At 33.7% G+C, this 23,295-nt stretch carries 27 protein-coding genes; 3 read left to right on the top strand and 24 right to left on the bottom strand.

Annotated elements, in window-relative coordinates:
- Window positions 1-218: 218 nt before the first annotated feature.
- Complete coding sequence (gene yaaA / locus Q9Q97_RS08025) at window positions 219-977, top strand: peroxide stress protein YaaA (RefSeq protein ID WP_306156042.1); 759 nt, start codon at window positions 219-221, stop codon at window positions 975-977.
- Between the two features lie 187 nt (window positions 978-1,164).
- Here yaaA and Q9Q97_RS08020 read toward each other — a convergent pair whose 3' ends face one another.
- The 18 genes from Q9Q97_RS08020 to Q9Q97_RS07935 form a co-directional block, all read right to left on the bottom strand.
- Window positions 1,165-2,751, bottom strand: coding sequence for an MDR family MFS transporter (locus Q9Q97_RS08020; RefSeq protein WP_306156041.1), 1,587 nt, complete (start codon window positions 2,749-2,751; stop codon window positions 1,165-1,167).
- Between the two features lie 5 nt (window positions 2,752-2,756).
- Window positions 2,757-3,836, bottom strand: coding sequence for an HlyD family secretion protein (locus Q9Q97_RS08015; RefSeq protein WP_306156040.1), 1,080 nt, complete (start codon window positions 3,834-3,836; stop codon window positions 2,757-2,759).
- Between the two features lie 12 nt (window positions 3,837-3,848).
- Window positions 3,849-5,168, bottom strand: a complete 1,320-nt coding sequence (locus Q9Q97_RS08010; RefSeq protein ID WP_306156039.1) for a TolC family protein — start codon at window positions 5,166-5,168, stop codon at window positions 3,849-3,851.
- Window positions 5,158-5,787, bottom strand: a complete 630-nt coding sequence (locus Q9Q97_RS08005) for a TetR/AcrR family transcriptional regulator (protein ID WP_306156038.1) — start codon at window positions 5,785-5,787, stop codon at window positions 5,158-5,160. Before Q9Q97_RS08005 ends, Q9Q97_RS08010 begins: the two co-directional genes overlap by 11 nt.
- Before the next feature lie 205 nt (window positions 5,788-5,992).
- Window positions 5,993-6,310 carry a type II toxin-antitoxin system RelE/ParE family toxin gene (locus Q9Q97_RS08000; RefSeq protein ID WP_306156037.1) on the bottom strand — a complete coding sequence of 106 codons (318 nt, stop codon included), beginning with the start codon at window positions 6,308-6,310 and terminating at the stop codon, window positions 5,993-5,995.
- Entirely contained in the window at window positions 6,301-6,543 is a 243-nt protein-coding gene (locus Q9Q97_RS07995) for a hypothetical protein (RefSeq protein WP_306156036.1), read from the bottom strand. Before Q9Q97_RS07995 ends, Q9Q97_RS08000 begins: the two co-directional genes overlap by 10 nt.
- A gap of 45 nt (window positions 6,544-6,588) precedes the next feature.
- Complete coding sequence (gene trpA / locus Q9Q97_RS07990) at window positions 6,589-7,350, bottom strand: tryptophan synthase subunit alpha (RefSeq protein ID WP_306156035.1); 762 nt, start codon at window positions 7,348-7,350, stop codon at window positions 6,589-6,591.
- 181 nt (window positions 7,351-7,531) lie between these two features.
- Window positions 7,532-8,269, bottom strand: coding sequence for a carbon-nitrogen hydrolase family protein (locus Q9Q97_RS07985; protein ID WP_306156034.1), 738 nt, complete (start codon window positions 8,267-8,269; stop codon window positions 7,532-7,534).
- 6 nt (window positions 8,270-8,275) lie between these two features.
- A complete protein-coding gene (locus tag Q9Q97_RS07980; RefSeq protein ID WP_306156033.1) occupies window positions 8,276-8,596 on the bottom strand; it encodes a gamma-glutamylcyclotransferase family protein in 321 nt (106 codons plus the stop codon).
- A gap of 83 nt (window positions 8,597-8,679) precedes the next feature.
- Complete coding sequence (trpB, locus tag Q9Q97_RS07975) at window positions 8,680-9,861, bottom strand: tryptophan synthase subunit beta (protein ID WP_306156032.1); 1,182 nt, start codon at window positions 9,859-9,861, stop codon at window positions 8,680-8,682.
- Between the two features lie 11 nt (window positions 9,862-9,872).
- Window positions 9,873-10,505 (bottom strand): phosphoribosylanthranilate isomerase, encoded by a 633-nt coding sequence (locus tag Q9Q97_RS07970; RefSeq protein WP_306156031.1) that lies wholly within the window; start codon window positions 10,503-10,505, stop codon window positions 9,873-9,875.
- A gap of 235 nt (window positions 10,506-10,740) precedes the next feature.
- A complete protein-coding gene (gene trpC, locus Q9Q97_RS07965; RefSeq protein ID WP_306156030.1) occupies window positions 10,741-11,520 on the bottom strand; it encodes an indole-3-glycerol phosphate synthase TrpC in 780 nt (259 codons plus the stop codon).
- A 73-nt stretch (window positions 11,521-11,593) separates the two neighbouring features.
- Window positions 11,594-12,586 (bottom strand): anthranilate phosphoribosyltransferase, encoded by a 993-nt coding sequence (gene trpD / locus Q9Q97_RS07960; protein WP_306156029.1) that lies wholly within the window; start codon window positions 12,584-12,586, stop codon window positions 11,594-11,596.
- Between the two features lie 83 nt (window positions 12,587-12,669).
- Window positions 12,670-13,077 (bottom strand): GNAT family N-acetyltransferase, encoded by a 408-nt coding sequence (locus Q9Q97_RS07955; protein ID WP_306156028.1) that lies wholly within the window; start codon window positions 13,075-13,077, stop codon window positions 12,670-12,672.
- 74 nt (window positions 13,078-13,151) lie between these two features.
- On the bottom strand, window positions 13,152-13,718 hold the full coding sequence (locus Q9Q97_RS07950) for an aminodeoxychorismate/anthranilate synthase component II (RefSeq protein WP_306156027.1): 567 nt from the start codon (window positions 13,716-13,718) through the stop codon (window positions 13,152-13,154).
- Between the two features lie 88 nt (window positions 13,719-13,806).
- Window positions 13,807-14,250 carry a hypothetical protein gene (locus Q9Q97_RS07945; RefSeq protein ID WP_306156026.1) on the bottom strand — a complete coding sequence of 148 codons (444 nt, stop codon included), beginning with the start codon at window positions 14,248-14,250 and terminating at the stop codon, window positions 13,807-13,809.
- Window positions 14,251-14,352: 102 nt separating this feature from the next.
- Window positions 14,353-15,753 carry an anthranilate synthase component I family protein gene (locus Q9Q97_RS07940; RefSeq protein WP_306156025.1) on the bottom strand — a complete coding sequence of 467 codons (1,401 nt, stop codon included), beginning with the start codon at window positions 15,751-15,753 and terminating at the stop codon, window positions 14,353-14,355.
- A gap of 297 nt (window positions 15,754-16,050) precedes the next feature.
- Window positions 16,051-17,331, bottom strand: a complete 1,281-nt coding sequence (locus Q9Q97_RS07935; protein WP_306156024.1) for a hypothetical protein — start codon at window positions 17,329-17,331, stop codon at window positions 16,051-16,053.
- A gap of 229 nt (window positions 17,332-17,560) precedes the next feature.
- Between Q9Q97_RS07935 and Q9Q97_RS07930 the strand changes: the two genes are divergently transcribed.
- Both Q9Q97_RS07930 and Q9Q97_RS07925 read left to right on the top strand, forming a co-directional pair.
- A complete protein-coding gene (locus tag Q9Q97_RS07930; protein WP_306156023.1) occupies window positions 17,561-17,797 on the top strand; it encodes a hypothetical protein in 237 nt (78 codons plus the stop codon).
- On the top strand, window positions 17,788-18,105 hold the full coding sequence (locus Q9Q97_RS07925) for a type II toxin-antitoxin system RelE/ParE family toxin (protein WP_306156022.1): 318 nt from the start codon (window positions 17,788-17,790) through the stop codon (window positions 18,103-18,105). Before Q9Q97_RS07930 ends, Q9Q97_RS07925 begins: the two co-directional genes overlap by 10 nt.
- 76 nt (window positions 18,106-18,181) lie before the next feature.
- Here the strand turns inward: Q9Q97_RS07925 and Q9Q97_RS07920 are convergent, their stop codons facing one another.
- The 6 genes from Q9Q97_RS07920 to Q9Q97_RS07895 all read right to left on the bottom strand — a co-directional run bounded on the left by Q9Q97_RS07920 (window position 18,182) and on the right by Q9Q97_RS07895 (window position 23,011).
- A complete protein-coding gene (locus Q9Q97_RS07920) occupies window positions 18,182-18,748 on the bottom strand; it encodes a YceI family protein (RefSeq protein WP_306156021.1) in 567 nt (188 codons plus the stop codon).
- A gap of 39 nt (window positions 18,749-18,787) precedes the next feature.
- A complete protein-coding gene (locus tag Q9Q97_RS07915) occupies window positions 18,788-19,420 on the bottom strand; it encodes an NAD(P)H-dependent oxidoreductase (RefSeq protein ID WP_306156020.1) in 633 nt (210 codons plus the stop codon).
- 10 nt (window positions 19,421-19,430) lie between these two features.
- Window positions 19,431-19,889, bottom strand: coding sequence for a MarR family winged helix-turn-helix transcriptional regulator (locus Q9Q97_RS07910; RefSeq protein ID WP_306156019.1), 459 nt, complete (start codon window positions 19,887-19,889; stop codon window positions 19,431-19,433).
- Window positions 19,890-20,176: 287 nt separating this feature from the next.
- On the bottom strand, window positions 20,177-21,754 hold the full coding sequence (locus Q9Q97_RS07905; protein WP_306156018.1) for a glycerol-3-phosphate dehydrogenase/oxidase: 1,578 nt from the start codon (window positions 21,752-21,754) through the stop codon (window positions 20,177-20,179).
- A gap of 206 nt (window positions 21,755-21,960) precedes the next feature.
- Window positions 21,961-22,437 carry a DUF6691 family protein gene (locus tag Q9Q97_RS07900; RefSeq protein ID WP_306156017.1) on the bottom strand — a complete coding sequence of 159 codons (477 nt, stop codon included), beginning with the start codon at window positions 22,435-22,437 and terminating at the stop codon, window positions 21,961-21,963.
- Between the two features lie 10 nt (window positions 22,438-22,447).
- Entirely contained in the window at window positions 22,448-23,011 is a 564-nt protein-coding gene (locus tag Q9Q97_RS07895) for a YeeE/YedE family protein (protein ID WP_306156244.1), read from the bottom strand.
- Window positions 23,012-23,295 lie beyond the last annotated feature (284 nt).

The following is a 23,295-nucleotide window of genomic DNA, read 5'->3' as shown; positions in this document are numbered from 1 at the left end:
CTTCGGATTCTGTTTTATGCTTGTCTTTTAGAAACTCCAGCAATATTAATCTGTGAAAATCTTTTATCTCGATAACTATCGGGAGTGGCAAAAGAAAATTAGTGAAATTTGTGCAATTCGTGGCGAAAAAAAACTATATGTCCATAAAACAAATCAATTACATTATCTCCATTTTTCGAAATTCAATTTGTATTTTTGAATCACTTAAAAATGCACAAATGAAAATTGTTATATCGCCAGCGAAGTCATTAAATTTCGAAAAAGAATTACCTACAAAACAACATACAGAACCAGCTTTTCTAAAAGAAGCAAGAATCGTTCATAAAGTAGTAAAAACAAAAAAGCCGTCTGAATTATCAGAATTAATGTCCATCTCAGACAAACTAGCCGACTTAAATTGGAAAAGAAATCAGGAATGGAAAACGCCTTTTACTCCAGAAAATGCACGTCCAGCTGTTTATACTTTTGATGGAGATGTTTATACAGGCTTAGATGCCTATACCATTCCGTTAGAGAAATTAGACGCTTTGCAAGATAAATTAAGAATCTTATCTGGACTTTACGGACTTTTGAAACCGCTTGATTTAATGCAGGCGTACCGTTTAGAAATGGGAACCAAAATGCCAGTTGGCGAATCTAAAAATTTGCACGAGTTTTGGAAACCGACAGTAACAAAGGCTTTAAACAAAGAATTGAAAAAAGACGAGTTATTCGTGAATTTAGCCAGTAACGAATATTTTTCAGCTGTTGATGTAAAAGCTTTAAAAGTTCCTGTAATTACTCCAGATTTTAAAGACTACAAAGATGGAAAACTAAAAATGATCAGTTTCTTTGCGAAGAAGGCGAGAGGTATGATGGTTCGTTATATTATTGATACCAATGCAGAAACTATTGATGATTTAAAAGGTTTCAATTACGAAGGATATCAGTTTGATGCGAATCTTTCTAAAGGGAATCATTTGGTTTTTACTCGTTAGATCGTAGTAAGGGGCAAAGTGACAAAGCGACAAAGCGACAAAGGTTATTATAGAGTCGTAGACTCGAAACATATTGTAGGCAGGGATTTTAATCCCTGCAGATTTAATAAATCAAATTAAAACAAAAAAATAAACGCCGAATTCTAAATTGAATTCGGCGTTTTTGCGTATTATAAAATTATTATTATTAATGCATTGCGTCGGCTGCACTAATTTTGTTCTTCCCTTTTTTGATAAAGAGAATAATCGGTATGCAACATAAAAACATAATCCCTAGGTAAAGGAAAATATCCATATAAGCCATTACAGTACTTTGCTTCATTATAGAGCCTTCTATAGCTTGATAGGCTTTTTTCAAAGCGACATCTGCACTGTAACCCTTTGCCATGAAGGCGTGCTGCATTCCTGCAATACGCTGCTGTACCTCAAACTTGGCAGGATCTAAATTATTAATTAAATCTACTCGGTGTGACTGGCTGAAACGTGTAATGAAAGTGGTAATAATCGCAATACCAAAAGATCCGCCTAACTGACGCATCATTCCTGTAAATGCAGCTCCTTCACCAATTTGTTTTCCTTTCAAAGTAGAAAGAGAAAGCGTTGTAATAGGTACGAAAAGCAATCCTAAACCAACCCCTCTTAAGATTAATGGCCAATACATATGTTCAACTCCAGTATCAGGGGTCATGCGGCTATACATCATAAAGGTAAAGAAGAAGAAAACTAAAAATCCAACTCCAACCATATATCCCTGCGGAACTCCTTTCTGGATCATATTACCAACAAATGGCATCATGATCGCCGTTGTAATAGATCCCGGAATTAATAATAAACCTGCGTCTGTTGCGGTCCATCCTAAAATAGACTGCGTATAAATCGGAATAATTAATGTTGATCCATATAATCCGAAACCAAGAATAAAACACATTATGGTTCCAATTCTTAAGTTTCCATCTTTTAAAACACTCAAGTTTACAATTGGATAATCATATGTAAGTTCTCGCCAAATAAAAAGAACCAATCCCAAAACGGTTACAACACTTAACGCTACAATTGTAGAATCATTAAACCAGTCGTCTTGCTGTCCGTGTTCCAATACGAATTGTAAAGATCCGATAAAAGCGGTCAACAATATAATTCCCCACCAGTCCACCTGATTGGCTTTTAATTTCTCACCATATTTTGGACTTTTCACAAATGTTAGAGCCAAAATCGTTGCAATAATTCCCAACGGAATATTGATGTAGAAAATATAAGGCCAAGAATAATTATCAACCAAATATCCTCCTAAAGGCGGACCAAGAGTTGGACCAACAATTACACCCATTCCGTAAATCGCCTGTGCCATTCCACGTTTTGCTACGGGGTAACTTTCTGTAATAATAGTTTGGGCTGTTACTAGAAGCGCTCCACCGCCCATACCTTGTACGAATCGAAAAGCGACAAGTTCCCATATATTTGTGGCATTACCACACAAGAAGGAACAGACCGTAAATACTATGATCGAAGCCACAAAATAATTACGTCGTCCAAATTGCTGTGATAGCCAGCTCGTCATCGGAATTACAATAACATTCGCAATTGCGTATGCTGTAATTACCCATGCCACATCGGTCAAGGTAGCACCAAGACTTCCGCGCATGTCTGTTAGCGCTACGTTTACAATCGTCGTATCAACAATTTCCAGCAATGCACAAAGTACTGCGGTAATCGTAATGATAACACGTCTGAAACCGTATTCTACTAAATCGTCATCTTGTACTGCTGTAGCCATTTATTTTATTTCAAATGTACATCTACATCAACATTCATTCCTGGTCTTAAAAGTTTTACTTTTTCAGGATCGTTTGATTGATCGATTGTAATTTTTACTGGTAATCTCTGAATTGTTTTTACGAAGTTTCCTGTTGCATTATCAGGAGGTAATAATGAAAAACGAGATCCTGTTGCAGGAGAAAAAGAAGATACAGTTCCTTTAAACTCATAGTTTGGATAAGCATCTACTTTTAAGCTTACTTTTTGTCCTACAACCATTTTGTTTAACTGTGTTTCTTTAAAGTTAGCTACAACCCAAGCTTCATTATTGTTGATGATATAGAATAAAGATTGTCCTGGCTGAACTAATTGTCCTGGTTGAATATCAACTTTAGAAACCTGACCATCAATTGCAGCCGTAACTACAGTATAAGAAAGGTTTAAGTGTGCAACATCAAGCATTGTTTTTGCTTTTTTAATGTTTGCAGCAGCAACTTCTGTTTGTTTGTCAGAAACTTTAGATTTTGACTGAATAACCGATTTTTGGTAAGAAGTAGCTTTTTGCTGTTGTTCTAAAACGCGAACTTGATTTTCAGCTTCTTCTTTCGCTGTTAAAGCTTGCTCATATTGCTGTTTTGTAATTGTATGCGTTTTGTACAAGTTGTTGTAACGGTTATAATCATTTGTAAGCTGTCTCAATCTAATTCTTGCACTTTCGATAGAACCACTTGCAGATCTCATTTGAGCATCTGAAACAGAAATACTTGCATAAGCACTTCCGATATCTGCTTTTGCAGCTTCAAATTGCCCTTCAGCTCCTAATAAAGCAGCATTAGCTTCATCAATCTTTAATTGGTAATCTCTCTTATCAATTGTAAACAAAGTATCACCTTTTTTTACATAATCATTATCTTTCACATATACTTTGCTGATATATCCTGATACTCTCGGGATAATCGGATTCATTCTTTTTTCGATCTGAGCATCATCAGTTTCTTCGTGTGCTTGAGCGTGTAAGTATTTAGATATTCCGTAAGTTCCGCCCACTAAAACCAAAACGGTTAGTATGATGATGAATTTTTTATTTGTCTTTTTCTTTTCCATGAGAGCTATCGATTATATTTTAGAAAGATTGAATGATTGTGATAATTGTCCTGATACTGAAAGTAATTCGTAATATTTTTGAATAATTGTGGCTTTAGATAAAGCAGTTTGAATTTTGGCATTTAAATGTTCTACGTCAGCTTCTACCAGATCGTTGGTGTCAGATAAACCATTGTCAAACTTATCTTTTACTAATCTGTAATTTTCTGCCGCTTGCTGAAGCGCTTCATCATAAACAACACTTTGATTAATAGCTAAGTCATAATCTTCAATAGATTTTTGAACTTCAACTTTAATACGATCCGTCATAATTGCTTCTGTGTTTTTTACTTCCAAAGCTCTACTTTCTGCTTCTTTAACGTGCACATTGTTTTTTAGAATTCCTGATAAATCATAAGATAATCCGATTCCAAAATTCATAGCATATTTTACAGTTATGATATCTTTCAGATCCAACGCTGTATAACCACCAAGTAATGAGATTGCTGGATAATATCCTGCTTTTGCAATTTTTACATTAGCTTCAGAAGCTTTGCTTTGCAATCTTATTGCTTCTAAATCTTTTCTGCTCTCAAGTGCAACAGCATCAGATGTTATAGTGTTGCTTGTTTTCAGATTAAAGAAATCTTGCTCGTTTACCTCAATTTTTACATTAGGATCTAATTTAAGCAAAGTAGTTAGGTAGTAATTGATGTTATTAATATTATTATTAGCTTCATCGATAGATAATTGCGTTTTAGAAACTAATAATTGCGCTTTTAATAAATCATTTCTCGGAATAATTCCGTTTTTCTCCAACTCTGTAAAATCGGTAACACGCTGTTTCGCACTTTTTTGATTTTCGTTTAAAACATCTAATGTTTTTTGAGCTTTGTATAGTGCTGTGTAATAAGTGATTGCTTTTAAAGCTACATCTTCTTTAGTTTTTTCAGCATTAGCAGTTTCTGCTTCGTACATTCCTTCATAGGCATCTATGCTACTTTGAATTTTAAATCCAGCAAAAATAGGAAGACTTAAATTTGCCATTCCCAACATTGCACGATCTGGAGATGCTAAAGAAGCGCTTTCACCTTGATTTGGCATATCAATCGATGCTTTTGTAAGGCGCTGATATTGGCCAGAAATTTTAAGATCTGGGTACTGATTGTTTTTTACGGTTTTTAATTCGTACATTTTTGTGTTTACCTTAGTATTGGCAAGCGTAACTTCGTTACTCTTTTCCCAAGCCATTTGCACGGCTTCGCTTAAGGTTAAACTTGTTTTTTCTTGTGCTTCAATTGAAGATATTCCGATAAAGAAAACTCCAAAGAGCATTAATTGACTAATTTTCATAAACAAGTAGCGCTTTTATAGTTTGTTGAATGTGCTTTGTGAGATCGTTTTTAATGTAATTGTTAAACATTTCTTCTGTTTTTAAATCCAGTAATTCTTCGAAGAAAGAGCGATTCATGTGAAAGTGAAAAAAGGTTCCAATAATGGTTGGCGTTATAAGTTGGATATTAATATCTTTTCTAATAACTCCTTGAGCTTGCCCTTGTTTGATAATGCTTTCAACAGATTTTAAATTTCCTTTTTTAAGTTCTGTAAAAGCATTTAAGCTTTTTTCTCTTTTTTTTGCGTTAAGTTCAAAATGTAAAACCCTGTAAATCCCCTTGTTAAGGCAAATTCTACTAATGTAAATTTCGATTAATTTATTGACTTTTTCAAGAGGCTCAAGATCTTCCTGCAATAAATTTTCGAGTTGTAATTTTAAATCAACGGTTTTGTAGAGAATTAGAGCTTCCAAGAGCCTTTCCTTTGAACCAAAATAATACGAGACCATGGCAATGTTGATTTTTGCCTCTTTGGAGATATCTCGTATCGATGTACCTTCAAATCCTTTTTCAGAAAACAGCTTTTCTGCGACTTCAAGAATCTGAATTTTTTTGTCGTTTAATTCGATGTTGGACATGGTATTGTTTCTAATCGGATGCAAAATTAAACACTTGTTTAATTTAAACACTTGTTTAATTTTATTTTAACACAATATTAACATAAAACGGTTTCGATATTTTGAAGCAAAAAAAAGCTGAAACAGTTGTTGTTTCAGCTTTTTTTTAAATAATAGTTCAATAAATGATGAAACTATTTTATCAATTTGTAATAGATATAAAAATTTATTTTCCTAATTTAAGTTTATCAGGATTTTGTCTAGTGTCAAAAATATTGGAGATAAAAACAGTATTTTGAGGTTCATCAATCCAATAGATTATTTTATAGTTCTTAAAAACCAAATATCTGAAATCTTGAATTCTGTCAGATAAAAGTCCCTCTCTCTGGCCTCCAAATGCATTAAATTCTAAAGTTAAAGTAGAATCAATTATCCCATCTACTAATGCCTGAGCAACTCTAACGCCTGCTTTAAATTTGTAATATTCAAAAATGTCCTCCAATTTATTTTCTGCAAATTGAGTCCAAGAAACATTTAATCCCATTTTTGAATTCTAGATTTTAAATCTTTAGCAGAAATGACTCTTCCTTGAGCAGCATCATTAAGAGATTGATCGATTTCGTTATTAAACTTCTCAATACTCATCGGCTTCATTTCTGAATCTGATAATTCTACTTTTTGTTCATGCATGAAATCTTCTAATCGAGTTACAATTTCTTCATTTTCAAGTCTCAAGAATTCTTGAACAAAAGATATTTTACGAGCTTCTAAGTCCATTTTGTTTGATTTTCTTCAAAGATACAAATTAATTAAAGATTAATTTTATCGAATCCCTCCAACAAATTCCTCAATTTTTCCACTTCCGCTTTCGCTTAAATGTTTAATAAAAGCACTTCCAATAATAGCGCCTTTAGCATATTTAGTTGCTTGATTGAAAGTTTCTTTATTTGAAATTCCGAAACCAACAATTTGAGGATTTTTCAAGTTCATATCGGCAATTCTTTCAAAATACGTTTCTTGAGTATCGCCAAATCCGCTTTGAGAACCCGTCACGCTCGCAGAACTTACCATATAAATAAATCCGTTTGAAACGCTGTCGATAAAACGAATTCTTTCGTCTGAGGTTTGAGGCGTAATTAAAAAGACATTGATTAATCCATATTTTTCGAAAATCCCTTTGTATTCATCGGCATAAACGTCAACTGGTAGATCTGGAATAATTAAACCGTCAATTCCGATTTCAGCGCATTTTTGGCAGAAAGCTTCAACACCATATTGCAACATCGGATTAAAATATCCCATGATAATCAACGGAATTTTTACGCTTTCGCGAATGTTCTTCAGCTGATCGAAAAGAATTTGAGTTGTCATTCCATTATGAAGTGCCGCTGTCGAACTCGCCTGAATTGTAGGTCCATCTGCTAAAGGATCACTAAATGGAAGTCCGATTTCGATTAAATCAACTCCATTTTTTTCTAAGTCCTGAATAATCTGCACCGTATCGTTTAAGTTCGGATATCCGGCAGAAAAATAAATAGAAAGTATCTTTTTATCTTCTTGTAATTTCTGAGTTATTCTGTTCATTTTACTATATTTTTTACTCCTGCAAGGTTTCCAAAACCTTGTAGGTATGTTTATGTTTTTATTATCAATAAATTTTATTTCACGCAGATTTAAAAAGATTTAAGCTGATTCTCACAGATTTTTTTAATTTTAATCTGCAATGATCTGCCATCCCGATAGCTATCGGGAGTGTGAAACAATTTTAAAATTTTACGATTCGGCTTTCCCAATCATTGCCTTGTTTTTCAACAAGCAATAATCCAGAATCAGAATCATTCATTTGGGCAACTAATTCTCCTTTGTTATTCCAAAAAGCGCTTTGTCCTGCAGAAGGCGATCCCCACGATTCACCGCTGAAATTGGACATCATAATATTCATTTTATGTTTTTCGGCATAGCTTTGTAAATGGTTGTAGGCATTCGGAATTCCGTTTGGCGAAAAGAAAATACTGGCAATATAAATATCGGTATCTCTTTTCTTCGCATTTTCAGGATGCAGCGGATTGTCAATATCAGCACAAATAGCCAAAGAAATCTTCTGGTTTTCGATCTCAATCATCGGATTATAATCAAAAGAAGATTCGAAAAATTCATCTTCTCCCTCATGTAAAAATTGTTTCGTGTAAATAGAAACCGAATCATCTGGAGCAATGACAAATTCGCCAATAAACATTTTCGAATCTATCTTAATTGGAGCTCCAGCTATAATGACGATGTTATATCTAGTCGACAGCTCCTTTAAATGATCAATTCTATAATCGTCTTCTGTAAAAACCAATTCTTCAGCATTTTCTCTTTCGTAACCCGTAATAGATAATTCTGGAAATGCAATTAAATTAGCCCCGTTTTCAACAGCCAATTCAATAAGCTGATAATGATTTAATAAATTAGAAGATATATCTCCGCGTTTTGGTTTGGTCTGCGCTGCTGCTAAAATCATTTTTTATTATTTGTTTTCGGTATAAACCCAAGCCGTTTTTCCAGATTTTAGTTTCACCTGAACTCTTTTGTATGAATTAGATTCAAATTGGTCAACTTTTAACATTTCAGAACTCGACACTTCAAAAACAACTCCATGTATAATATCTTCAAGATTATCACTTGGCACTGCAACAACATAATCTGCCATTCCAAATTCTTCTTCAATTTGTAAACTTTTAAGTTTAAAGCCCAGAATCTGATCTGGAGATCCACTTAAAACTTTATTGAAAATCTGCATTTGAATTTGTTTTGATCTTAATGTTCCGTATGAGAATAATAGTTCCATAATAATTATATTTCCCGTTAATTTTTAGCATTTAGAATAAATCTCAGATCGCCGAAGCGCTAACACCAAAAGTATAACTTTTATTACAATTTAAAATACTCAATGTAATTATCTAAATCTTTGTCGCCACGACCAGAAAGACTAATTACGACAACATCTGTCGGCTTAAACTTTTTCTGATCTAAAACCGCAAATGCATGTGCACTTTCTATAGCTGGAATAATTCCTTCTAATTTAGTTAACTGCAGACCAGCATTCATCGCATCATCATCGGTAACAGAGAAAAATTCTCCGCGTCCAGTTTGCGCCAAATGCGCATGTAAAGGTCCAACTCCTGGATAATCTAATCCGGCAGAAATAGAATACGGTTCTGTAATCTGTCCATCCGGAGTTTGCATTAAAAGAGTTTTACAACCGTGAATAACACCAACTTTCCCTAATTTACTAGTCGCGGCGCTATGTCCTGAATCAACACCTTTTCCTGCTGCTTCAACCGCAATAATTCCAACTTCTGGTTCGTGCAAAAAGTGATAATAAGTTCCCGCAGCGTTACTTCCTCCGCCAATACAAGCTACTACATAATCAGGATTTTCACGCCCTTCTTTTTCTTTTAACTGCCATTTAATTTCTTCTGAAATAATGCTTTGAAAACGAGTTACCATATCTGGATAAGGATGTGGTCCAATCGCAGATCCGATAATATAATGCGTGTCAACAGGATTATTAATCCAGTCGCGAATGGCTTCGTTTGTGGCATCTTTCAAAGTTCTTGAACCCGAAAGCGCCGGACGAACTTCTGCGCCTAACATTTTCATACGTGCCACGTTTGGTGCCTGACGCGCAATGTCGATTTCACCCATGTATACAATACACTCAATTCCCATTAAAGCACAAACTGTTGCAGTTGCTACGCCATGCTGTCCAGCACCTGTTTCTGCAATAATTCTTTTTTTACCAAGGCGTTTTGCTAATAAAATCTGTCCGATAGTATTGTTGACTTTGTGCGCTCCGGTATGGTTCAAGTCTTCTCTTTTCAAGTAAACTTTGGTATTGTATTTTTCAGACAAGCGTTTTGCAAAATACAACGGACTAGGGCGCCCAACGTAATCTTTCAGTAATTGATTGAACTCTGCTTTAAAATCAGGTTCGTCCATTATGCTTAGATATTTCTGGCGTAATTCTTCTACGTTTGGGTATAGCATTTCTGGAATGAAAGCTCCTCCGAATTCTCCGTAATATCCTTTTTCGTTAACGTTAAAACTCATTTTTTTAAATTTTAAAAGTTGGCAACATCAAATTTGCGTTTGAAATTGCTTAATAGATTTCTATTTTTCAGCCCTGGTTCGATTTCAAATTTACTGTTTACATCAATAGCGTAAATAGGCAATTTGGTTTTTGAAATTTCTTCAATGGCTTTTAATTCGTTCATTCCAATTCCGCCGCTTAAAAAGAAAGGCTTTTTCGAATTGTATTTTTTTAATATTGTCCAGTCAAAAGTGGTTCCGTTTCCGCCTGGCAGTTTTCCTTTCGTGTCAAACAGAAAATAATCGCAGACATTTTCAAAAGGCTTAATAACTTCAAAATCAAAATTTTCATCTGCAGAAAAGACTTTGATAATTTCAATTTTCTTGGGAAGTTTTTCTTTTAAGGCTGAACAGAATTCGACTGATTCTTCTCCGTGTAATTGAACAGCTTGTAAATTGTATTTTTCTACTTTTTCCAGAATTTCTTCCAAACTCTGATTGACAAAAACACCTACTTTTTTGATGGTTTTGATCAGTTCGGGAACATTCCCATTGCAATATCTAGCGGATTTTTCCCAGAAAATAAATCCCATATAATCGGGTAGGAGCGCACCTACCTCGAGGATGTTTTCTGGATTTTTCATGCCGCAAATTTTAAGTTTCATTGTTATTGTTGTTTTGCCACGAAGGCGCTAAGACACTAAGTTTTTGTTTTTTTTCTGCCACGAAGACACTAAGTCACTAAGCTTTTTGTTTTTTTGCCACGAATTTCACGAATTACTCTAATTTCTTTTTTATCTGCCACAGATTAAAAGATTTTACAGATTAAATCATTTTAATCCTTTTAATCTGTGGCTAAAGAAAAATTCGCGAAAATTTGTGAAATTTGTGGCAAAACTTTTAAAGCTGTTTAATAAATTCAGTTGCAGCTTCTCCTGCGTTGTCGGTTTTCATGAAGTTTTCTCCAATTAAAAATCCTTTGTATCCATAAGGTTTCAGTTCTTGAATGGCTTCTACGGATGAAATTCCGCTTTCTGATACTTTTACAAATTCGTTTGGAATCTGCGATGCCAATTCTTTACTGAAATCTAAACTAACCTCGAAAGTTTTTAAATTTCTGTTGTTTACGCCAATCATATCTAAAGTTGGCATAATCGATTTTTCTAATTCCTCCTGATTGTGAACTTCCAATAAAACCTCTAAACCTAATTTTTTAGCAAATTCAGATAAAGATTTAATTTCTTCTCTCGTCAAAACCGCTGCGATTAGCAAAATTAAATCAGCTCCGTGCGCTTTGGCTTCCAGAATCTGATATTCGTCTACAATAAATTCTTTTCGCAAAAGCGGAATATTTACACTAGCTCTTGCTAAAAGTAAATCGTCAAGTGAACCTCCAAAATATTTTCCATCGGTTAAAACGGAGATTCCGCAGGCACCAGCATTTTCATAACCTTTAACGACTTCTTCAACAGTAAAATTATTGTTGATAATTGATTTTGAAGGAGAACGACGCTTGTGTTCGGCAATAATTCCAGAATTGCTTTCTCTCAATTTTTGACTAAGAGAAATGATTTTCTTTTCAAAAAACACAGAAGCCTCTAATTGAGAAACCGGAATAATTGATTTCTTCAGAATCACTTCTCGTTTTTTGTCTATTATTATTTTATCTAAAATGTTCATTGTTGTTGTTTTGCCACAAAGTCACAAAGACGTAAAGTTTATTCGTGATAATTCGTGAAATTTGTGTTTAATTTTATTTACTCAATTCTTGTAACGTTTGTAATGCCTTTAATCCTTTTCCAGACAATAAACTTTCTTTTGCTAATTCAAATCCTTCTTGCGGAGAACATTTTGTAACGGTTGAAATCGCCATTGCAGCATTGGCACAAACGACATTATTCTGCGCTTCATTCCCTTTTCCTGAAATGATATTCGTGAAAATTTCAGCCGATTCTTCAATCGTTTTTCCGCCTTCAATTTCAGTTTGAGATAAAAGACGAACACCAAAATCTTCTGGGTTTAGCATTCCTTCCATATGATTTGAAATCGTTTTGGTTGGTCCTGTCAGTGAAATTTCATCATATCCGTCAAGCGAATGCAGGATGGTAAAATTCACATCGGTATTTTGATATAAATAAGCATACATTCTCGCTAGTTCTAAGTTAAAAACTCCAACCAATTGATTTTGCGGGAATGCCGGATTTACCATTGGGCCCAACATATTAAAGAAGGTTTTTACCGCCAACTCTTTTCTGATTGGTCCGACATTTTTCATTGCTGGGTGAAATAGGGGAGCGTGCAAAACACAGATTCCTGCTTTGTCCATACATTTTTCTAAAAATGAAGGATCGTTGCTAAATTTAATTCCCATTTTTTCCATCACGTTGCTTGATCCAGAAATAGAAGAAACCCCGTAATTTCCGTGTTTAGCCACTTTAATTCCTGCTCCTGCAGAAACAAAAGAAGCCAAAGTCGAAATATTGAAAGTATCTTTTCCGTCACCGCCTGTTCCGCACAAATCGATCGTGTTGTAAGCTGATAAATCTACTCTTACGCAAAGGTCTAATAAAGCTTCGCGAAAACCTGAAAGTTCTTCAATTGTAATGCTTCGCATCATAAAAACAGTCAAAAATGCCGAAATCTGACTCGGATTATACTGACCGCTTGAAATATTAATCAATACATTTTTTGCTTCTTCTTTAGAAAGCACTTCGTGATTGATTAATTTATTTAATATTGTTTTCATTTTTTTTATTCTAAGGTTCTAAGGTGCTGAGATGCTAAGGTTCTAAGTTTTTTTGACTGTAAACTGTAACTGAATAATATTTCTTAATGTTCGTTACCGTGATAAATCCACATCGGCTCTGTTTTTCCTGCTCGTTCAAATCCGTTTTTTTTATAAAAATCAACGGAGCGTCCGTCTGCCGTAAGCATCTGCATGTGAAAGCGACGATATTTTTCCTGCATTTTATCCAAAATCATCTTTCCAATTCCTTTTCCTTGGTACTCAGGAAGCACCAATAAATGCGGATAATAAACGGTTAAAAATCCATCTGAAATTGCATTTCCAAGTCCGACCAATTTTTTCCCTTCCCAAGCTGTTATCAAAGTTTCAGAATTCAAAAGGCCGTTATACAACTCATTTGGTTTGCTCGCCGAACTCCATTCATTGGCTTTATATAAAATCAAAATATCTTCAATTTTGATTTCTTTAGTTTCTAGAATTGATATTTCCATTTTTTATGGCAATAAGATGTTAAATGAATAAAGTTTTACTGTATCTGAGTACTAAAAATAATGACCACTGATCACTAACTCTTAATCCAATTCTCTAAAATCCTTTTTCCGTTTGGTGTTAAAACACTTTCTGGGTGAAACTGAACGCCTCTTACATCATAATTTTTGTGGCGTAAAGACATGATCTGGCCATTTTCATCTACCGAAGTTGCTTCTAAAACGTCTGGTAAATTACTGTCAACGACCCAAGAATGGTATCTTCCTACTTCAAATTCGTTTCCTAAACCTTCAAATAAAATTTCGTCTGAAACCACAGTTTTTACGTTTGTAGCTACACCATGATACACTTTATCCAAATTCGAAAGCGTTCCGCCAAAAACTTCTCCAATTGCTTGCTGTCCCAAACAAACTCCAAGAATGCTTTTCGTAGGACTGTATTTTTCGATTACCGCTTTTAATAAGCCCGCTTCATCTGGAATTCCAGGTCCCGGAGAAAGTAAAATTTTCTCAAAAGATGCAATTTCATCAATATCAAATTCGTCGTTTCTATAAACTGTAACTTCGCAGTTTAAATCTTCTAAATAGTGCACTAAATTGTAAGTGAAACTATCGTAATTGTCTATAACTAGTATTTTTTTCATTTTTATTTTTTGTTTCAGGTTTCAAGTTTTTTTGTTTCAAGTTCCAGCAACGTGAAACTTTAAACTTTAAACCTGAAACCAATTTTTTCTATTTCTCTCGAACGTACTTTTCAGTAATAATTCGGTCTATTCCTAATTTTTCTAATTTTTCTACTCCCTTTTGAATTAAAGTGTCGTTTTGAACTTTTACCACAAACTCAAATTTTCCATTTTCCCAATCACGATTATTAAAATATTCCAGATTTTCGGTATAAATGCTGTCTTTCAATGTATATTTTCCACCTCCAGCAAAATATAGCGCTGTTGTAGAATCTTTGCCGTTTTTTAAATCATGGTTCATAAAAGCAAAATGAGTGCTGTTTATAATTTTAATCATTTTGGTGTTTTTATTGAATGTAGAAAAAGTCGAATCTTTCTCCGTAGTTTCTGCCGATATAAGTCGCCAGGTTCCTTCAATCGGATTCTGTTTTTTTTCTGAATTACAAGAAGTAATGGTAATGATTAGAATTAAAATTGACATTGCTTTTTTCATGTGATTTGTGGTTTTTATGGTTTGTTTTTTGATTTGTTTTTTATGGTTTCAAGTTTGCTTTGCGTTCCAATAACTTTAAACAAAGAAAACTTGAAAAAAAAATTATATTTTCTCTGCCATTTCAAGCGCTGTATTCAACGCTCTTAACTTATTATAAACTTCTTGCATTTCACTTTCTTCGTCAGAACTTGCTACAATTCCGGCTCCGGCTTGACAATGCAATTGATGATTTTTAGAAAGGAAAGTTCTAATCATAATCGCATGGTTAAAGTTTCCGTCAAAATCCATCACGCCGATTGCGCCTCCGTAAAAATTACGATTTGTTTTTTCGCATTCTTCAATTAACTGCATTGCTCTGTGTTTTGGCGCTCCGCTCAAAGTTCCTGCAGGAAAAGTATCGGCTACAACTTGCATAGTAGTTGCTTTGTCGTGCAAATGCCCCGTAACTTTTGAAACCAAATGAATTACGTGAGAAAAAAACTGAACTTCTCTGTATTTTTCTACATTTACATCATGTCCGTTGCGGCTTAAATCGTTTCTTGCTAAGTCCACAAGCATAACGTGTTCGCTATTTTCTTTTTTATCTTCTGAAAGTTCTTTTGCTAAAAGAGCATCGCGTTCATCATTTCCAGTTCTTTTGAAAGTTCCTGCGATTGGATGAATTTCAGCTTTTCTGTTTTTTACAATAATTTGGGCTTCTGGAGAAGAACCAAATATTTTGAAATCACCATAATCAAAGAAGAATAAATATGGCGAAGGATTGATGCTTCGTAAAGCTCGGTACACATTAAATTCATCTCCTTTGAAACCTTGAGTAAATCGGCGAGAAAGAACCAATTGGAAAACATCTCCGCGGTAACAATGTTTTTTGGCTAAAGCCACATTTGCTTTAAACTCTTCATCTGTTAAATTTGAAAAACCTTCTCCTTCTTTAGAAAATTTATATGAAGCGATATTTCTGGATTGCAACAATTGCTCAATTTCTGCAATGTTATTTTTATTGTCTACGCTGTGGCAGAAAATATAAGCTTCGTTTTTAAAGTGATTAATCGCAATAATATTCTGGTAAACCGCGTAAAAAACATCTGGAATAGAAGTCGCATTGTCTTTTTTGGCAATCGAAACTTTTTCAAAATAACGAACAGCATCATAAGAAATGTAGCCGAATAAACCATTGTTGATGAATTTGAAATCGTTTTTCTCCGATTGAAACTGACTTGAAAATTCCTGAATGACTTGAGGAATATTTGTTGAAGAATCGATTGTGATTTTTTCTGAAGTTCCGTCTGGGAAAGTTTTGGAGATAACCTCGTTTTCAATTTTAATTGTAGCAATCGGATTGCAGCAGATGTAAGAGAAACTGTTATCGTTACCATGATAATCGCTACTTTCCAGCAATAAACTGTTTGGAAATTTATCTCTGATTTTGAAATAAATGCTCACAGGCGTAACGGTATCTGCCAGAATTTGTTTGTAATGTGTATTAAGAATAAAAGGTTTCAAAATATATAGTTTTATGTTGTTCGTTAATGTGTTTCAGTTTTGATCAAAAAAAAAGGCTTGTCGTGATGACAAGCCCTTTAAATTTTTATAGTTTTTACAATACCATAGGAAGCTTCGTTCACGACGTCTGACGTAAATTCTTCCACCACCAAATATTGTTCATTGTTGTTTTCATATCTTATTTTGATGTCACAAAGATATAAATGTAATTTGAATTAGAGTATATAAAATTTGAAAAAAAACTTTTCGATTCTGTGAAATTTGTTAAATTTTAATCGAAAGTGTTTTTGTAATTCTTTAATTTCCAATTGCTAACGTGTTGTTTACATTTAATCTAAAATCTGGATTTCCTTTAATACTTGGAATAGCAAATAACTCTGTAAGTTTCATTTTAGTATATTCTATTCCAAAAGCAGGATTGCTGTAATAGCTTTTTATGCCAGGAATATTGCTGCCAGATTCGCTTTCAATTTCACCTTGACAGTTGTTTGCCACGACATTTTTAAAAGTAATTTTAGATAAATTAGCTTCACCATTTCCGATATTTCCTTCCAATAAAATAAAAGGCGCAAATCCTGAAACGACACTGTTCGTTAAATTAAAAAAAGTGTTTTCTTTAATGTGAGCTGATTCTCTTACTAAGCCCTGATTATTCTCTTCCAAATTGACCAAAGTAATATTGTTTGCGTTTATTTTGGTCATTTTTTTCGTCATATCTGTCGTTGCAACTTTTTCGTATGAATCAACTTCAAAACATCTTGAACCCGAAATATCCGATGAAAATGGGTGACGAATTGCAATACTATTGCTAATGTTGATTTGAGCACCTTGAGTAAAATCAAAGTCATCATCTGTTGTTCTGTATGAAACTAAATTGCTCAAATTTAAATCTCCTCCATAACATTCGAAAGAATCATCATTTGAAAAACTAATTTGAACATTACTTACCGTAGTTTTTCTTCCAACTCCAGCAAGCGAAAGTCCATTTAACTCTTTAGATGCGCTTAATTTTCTTCCAGCATATTCGATACGAACATATTTTAAAACACCTGAATTATCTTCTGGATCCTGACCTCCATAATGGTTTAAAGTTGGATCTAGATCAAAAGGCAAAGTGTTGATTCCTCCTAGCGAGTTAATTGGTGCTTTTCCTAAAATAATAATTCCGCCCCAGTCACCAGGTTTTCTATTGTTTTTTTCATTTTCTGAAGTAAAAACAATTGGATCAGTTTCTAAACCTTCAGCCATAATTTTTGCACCATTGGTAATAACCAAAGTTCCGCAGGTTTTATCGTCTCCGCGAATTACTGTTCCAGGCTCGATAGTTAAGGTAGCATTGTTGGTAACGTACACAACGCCAACTAAATGGTAAACACTACGTTTTACTAATCTAGTATCTTTGTCAATTGTTCCGGCAATTATATTGGTTGCTTCATCGTATTCATTTATCGCTGGTTTAAAGTTCGTCCAGTTATTCATCCAGTTTGTTGCACCAACGATTCCTTTTTGCTGTTGTTGAGCTTGTGCGAAAAAGCTGATAATGAAGATAATAGATGCAATACGTAATTTTGTTTTCATAACTATGATTTTAATTTCTAGTTTGTGATTTTTTTTAATTGTCCCAAAATTAGAAGCCGTATGTTAATCAAAGCCCCGATACTTATTACGAAAGCGTTATTATAATATTAAGAATGTTAAGATTGTGGAAAGTTTAAGGTTAGAAGTTCTGAATATTCAGTACCTGTTAAATAGTTAGAATTAAATCTTGATATTCAGATAATTTGTAACTTTGAAAAAAATAGTAAAAATGGACTTAGATACTAGAAAAATAATTTTCATAAAAGAGTTTTTAAAGCTTGAGAGCGAGAAAGCTATTTTACAGTTTGAAAAATTGTTGCGTAAAGAAAATGAAAAAGAGTCTAAATTAAATCCTATGTCTATTTCTGAATTTCAAAAAAGAATTGACCTTTCTTTGCAAGATTCTAAAAATGGTCATGTGACTGAGGTTCATGATTTAATTACAGAAATTGAAAAATGGGATTAAAAATATTTTGGACAGATTTTGCGAAGAAAGAGTTACGGAATATTTTTGATTATTATAAAAGGGAAGCTAGTTTAAATGTCGCGAGAAATCTTGTGTCAGGAATTACAAAAGAAACTGTCAAATTAATTTCACATTTGGAAATTGGTCAAGAAGAAGAGCTTTTAATAAATAATCCGAACGGAATACGTTATTTAATATACAAAAACTATAAAATTATTTATTGGATTAATGTGGAGAAAAACACTATCGAAATTTTGGACGTATTTGATACCAGACAAAATCCCGAGAAAATCTATAGAAATAAATAATTTAAAAAAAACAAAACCCCAACAGTTTTACACCGTTGGGGTTTATTGTATTTCTGAATTTAGTAAGCCTGAAATATTAGAATTTTAAAGCTACAGCCAATTCGAATTCGTCGTTGATAGTTTTATCTCCTAAACCGTCGAAGAAGCTACCTGAACCGTATTTAATATCGTATTTAGTTCTGTCAACTTTGAAAGCAGTTGTAGCAGTGTTTCCTTTTACAGTGATGTCAAAAGATACTGGTTTAGTGATTCCTTTGATAGTTAAATCTGCAGTTACAGAATAAACGTCAGCAGATTTTGCATTAACAGTTTTGAAAACTAATTTTGAAGTTGGGAATTTATCAGTTCCGAAGAAATCGTCAGCTTTTAAGTGACCGTTTAATTTTCCTTGGTATTCTCCAGTTAAATCTGTAGCAGTTAATGAAGTCATGTCAACTGTAAAGCTACCTCCAGCTAATTTTTTTCCTTTGAAAACTACAGCACCTTCTTTGAAGTTTACAGTTCCAGAGTGCTCTCCAGTTACTTTTTTACCTACCCATTTAATAGTAGATGCTTTTACGTCGATTTTTTTAGTTTGAGCGTTTACTGAGATTCCAGCTGCTGCTACGAATAATGCTATTGCAATTGTTTTTAAATTTTTCATGTTGTTTAAAATTAAAATTTGAATTTGATTAATAAATAATTATATAGTGATAAATAATTCCTCGTGTGATTTTCTAACTTTTTTGCTATGTTGAGATTTGTCGTCTTCGTGTCTATATCCTACAGTAGCGATAACTGAAGCATTTAGCCCTAATTTATCAAAACCTAAAATTTCATTGAATTGAGCTGCGTTGAAACCTTCCATTGGAGTAGCGTCAATTTTTAATTCTGCAGCTGCGTTTAATAAGTTTCCTAAAGCTAAATAAGTTTGTTTTGCAGTCCAGATGTGTTTTGCATCTTCAGATAAATTGGCAATTACATTTTTCATCATGTCGCTAAATCCGCCTAAAGCATCTGTAGGAACACCTCTTACTTCGCTGATGTTGCTGATGTATTTATCAACAGAACCTGCATCTAGGTTTAAATCATTTGCAAAAATGAATAATTGAGAAGCATCTGTAATTTGAGTTTGTCCCCAAGCCGCAGCTTTTAATTGCTCTCTAATTTCTGGATTCTCCACAATAACTACTTTATAAGGTTGTAATCCGTATGAAGAAGCACTTAATCTAACAGCCTCCTTTAATGTATTTAAATCAGCATCTGATATCTTTTTTGAAGCATCAAATTGTTTGGTTGCATATCTCCAATTTTGATTTTCTAAGAAATTGCTCATAGTATTTATTTTATTTGTTGGTTCTAAATTTTTCTAATAATTGGTTTAAGAAAACCAGTTCGTCTGGTTTCAAATTTTTAGCAAATGTGTTTTCATGCGCATCTACTTTCGGATCTAATTCTTTTAAAACGTCCAATCCTTTTTGAGTGATTAAGACTTCTATTTTTCTTCGGTTATCTGGACAAACATTTCGGGTTACCAATTCTTTTAATAATAATTTGTCTACCAATCGAGTTGTGTTGCTCGTTTTCGCAAGCATACGCTCTTGTATTACGCACATATTGGCAGGTTTCCCTTTTTGTCCTCTTAATATACGCAACACATTATATTGTTCACCAGATAAATCATACGGTTTAAGCAACTCGTTGAAATGATCCTGAACCACATTTTGTGTGTACATGATATTCAGAATAACTTTTTTCGCATTATCCATCTTAACCGTACTCTTAATAACCTCTTCAATTGTCATAGTCGTAAGTGTATAATTTGTATATACAAATGTATAACAATTAATAGTTGTATATACAAGTGTCGTGTTAAATTTTTGTTAATACAAATAAATTCGTTTTAGTATGAACTAAAACATAGCTTTAAAACAATAAAATTAAAGTAATTTTTTAATATAACGTATTGATATATTGATAATTAATATTTTTTTAAACTAAAGAAAAATCTTTGATTAAAACTAACCTGAAATTGTTTTTTTGTAAGATGGCTAAAAGCAAAAGGCGCTCAAAATCAATAAGTTTTAATGGTTTACTGAAACTCAGAAAGAAGAAAACCTCTCGAAATTTGTCTGAAATTTGCAATTTCTTGAATAATCCACGCTTCATCGTGACCTAATTCTTTAGCAATTAATCGTGCGGTTTTTTCAGAAACTTCAATCGCAGCTCTGGCATCTAAAAATAATAAACGAACACGTCGCGCTAAAATATCATCAACAGTTCTGGCCATTTCGTAGCGAATTGCCCAAACAACTTCTGCTAATGTAAATTCATAATTAGGGTGCAGTCTTTCCTTTAATTCAGGTTCGTTTTCCATTAATTCTATTATTTTCGGAATATCAGTACCATATATATAAAGGTGATTTTCTCTATCGAAAGAATTAGTTGGCTGGTTTCCATGAATGGAAAGATGTTCTGTACGACATTCCTTCTTAGGTAGTTTTCCCGTTTTTATTGCTTTATCAATAATATCTTCTGCAATTTTTCTATAAGTAGTCCATTTTCCACCTGTAATGGTAATTAAGCCTGTTTCTGAAACGATAATTTTATGGCTTCTAGAAACTTCTTTGGTGCTTTTTCCTTCTTCCTCAGGAGCAGCCAACGGACGTAATCCTGCAAAAACGGATAAAACATCGGCTCTTGTTGGTTTTTTTGCTAAGAATCGTTGGGCGGTTTCCAAAACAAATTGAATTTCGCTTTCTAATGCAATTGGTTCTAAACTTTGTTTTTTAATTAAAGTATCTGTCGTTCCCACTACAATATGATTGTGCCAAGGAACAGCAAATAAAACTCTCCCGTCTTTTGTTTTGGGAATCATCAAAGCATTTTCACCAGGAAGAAAAGATTTGTCAAATACCAAATGAATACCCTGACTCGGAACTATATATTTTTTATAAACCGTATCATTAAGTTTCATAATCGCATTGGTGAAAACTCCAGTAGCATTTACAATAGCAGAACCTTTCAAATCGTATTTGATGCCAGTTTCCTGATCGACAGCTTGAACACCAATAATCTGATTTTTTTCGTCTTTTACTAAATGGACAACTTTTATATAATTTAAAACACAAGCGCCATTTTCTACGGCAGTTTGAGCCATGTTTATTGCTAAACGGGAATCATCAAATTGCCCGTCATGATAAATAACGCCATTTGCTAATCCGTTTTCTTCTACGTTCGGAAGCAATTCAATGGTTTTCTTTTTCGAAAGATATTTGGAGCTTCCTAAACTCAAACGACCCGACAATAAATCGTAAATTTTTAATCCGAAAGTATAGAAATAACCGCCAAACCAATGGTAATTCGGAATTACAAAAGACTGGTTTTTGACCAAATGATTGGCATTTTGAGCCAGCAAACCTCTTTCTTTTAATGCCTCTCGAACTAAATGGATATTGCCTTGTTCCAAATAGCGAACCCCGCCGTGAACCAATTTGGTGCTTCGGCTCGAAGTTCCTTTTGCAAAATCAACTGCTTCTAATAAAAGGGTTTTGTAGCCACGGCTGGCAGCATCAATTGCAGTTCCGAGACCGCTTGCGCCTCCGCCAATTATGATTACGTCCCATTTTTCAGTATTTTGTAATTGAGAGAGCTGTTCAGAACGGATCATATTTTTAGTTTGCTTGTTTGGGAAATGTTGTTCAAAGCAAACTTAACAAAACGAAATTAAAAATTGATGAAGAAAAATATTTAAACGCAAAGAACGCAAGGTGTTTTTATACATAACCAATATAAAACGCAAAGTTCGCAAAGCTTTGTCAAAAAAACTTTGCGAACTTTGCGAAAAAACTTTGCGAACTTTGCGGTTAAATCATCTTAATGAGGCAGTTTGTCCTTAATTAATCCATAAAACCAAGTTCCGGCAATCGCACTTAATAAAGTCACAACAATAACCGTTGCTCCAGTCCCGATTTGAGCAAAAAGCGGACCTGGACAAGCTCCAGTAATTGCCCATCCAAAACCGAATAGTAGACCGCCGTAGATTTGTCCTTTGTTGAAAGTCTTAGGCTGAATCTCGATTTTTTCTCCGTCAAGGGTTTTGATGTTGAATTTTTTAATCAATTGTACTGAAATTAATCCGACAACAACCGCACAACCAATTACGCCATACATATGAAACGACTCAAGGTTGAACATTTCCTGAATTCTAAACCAGCTGATAATTTCTGCTTTTACGAATACAATTCCGAAAAAAATGCCGACGATTAAATATTTTAAATTTCCGAATACCGATTCTTTTTTCTGGCTTGCGTTGATTCCTTCGCCATCGATATTTTTATTTTCTGAACTCATTTTCGAAATTTTAAAGTGAAAGAATATAAGGTAAAATCAAAAGTGCCATTACAAAACCGCCAATCATAAAGCAGATTGTAGCAACAAGAGAAGGCCATTGTAAATTTGATAATCCCATAATCGCATGACCGCTCGTACATCCACCAGCATATCGAGTTCCGAAACCTACAAGAAATCCGCCGACAACAATCATAATAAATCCGCGAAGCGTTAATAAACTTTCCCAAGAAAATAATTGTGACGGAACTAAACCGCTATGATCTGTGATTCCGTACGTCGCTAATTTGGCTGATAATTCAGGAGCAATTTCAACAGGATTTGGATTCGTTAGGAAATAAGCAGCAATAAAACCGCCAATGAAAATTCCGAAAACAAAGAATAAATTCCAACTTTCTTTTTTCCAATCGTATTTAAAAAACGAAATATTGGCAGGAATGCAAGCCGCACAAATGTGACGAAGCGACGAACTAATCCCAAAAGATTTATTTCCGATAATTAATAAAATTGGAACAGTCAATCCAATCAACGGCCCCGCAACATACCACGGCCAAGGTTCTTTAATGATTTCTAATATGCTCATAGTTAATGTTAAGTTTTTTTAAACCATATAAGTCATATAAGAAATTTTAAGCTGTTTTGTGAAATTCTTATATTTTCTAGTTAAGAAAATATAAGTAGTTAGATCACGCCCCAATTAAAATGAACTTATATCACTTAGATGGTGAAAAATAGAATTTAAGTGTTTTTTAAACCATATAAGTGATATAAGTAATTTTAAGCTGTTTTGTAAAATTCTTATATGATCTAGTTATATTTAGAAAATAGAAGCATCTTAAATCGAGCCCAACTAAAATGAAC

This window comes from Flavobacterium sp. DG2-3 (assembly GCF_030730925.1).
Taxonomy (GTDB): Bacteria; Bacteroidota; Bacteroidia; order Flavobacteriales; family Flavobacteriaceae; genus Flavobacterium.
Note: the sequence above shows the minus strand (reverse complement) of the source record. Positions and strands in the feature narration are given on the sequence as shown.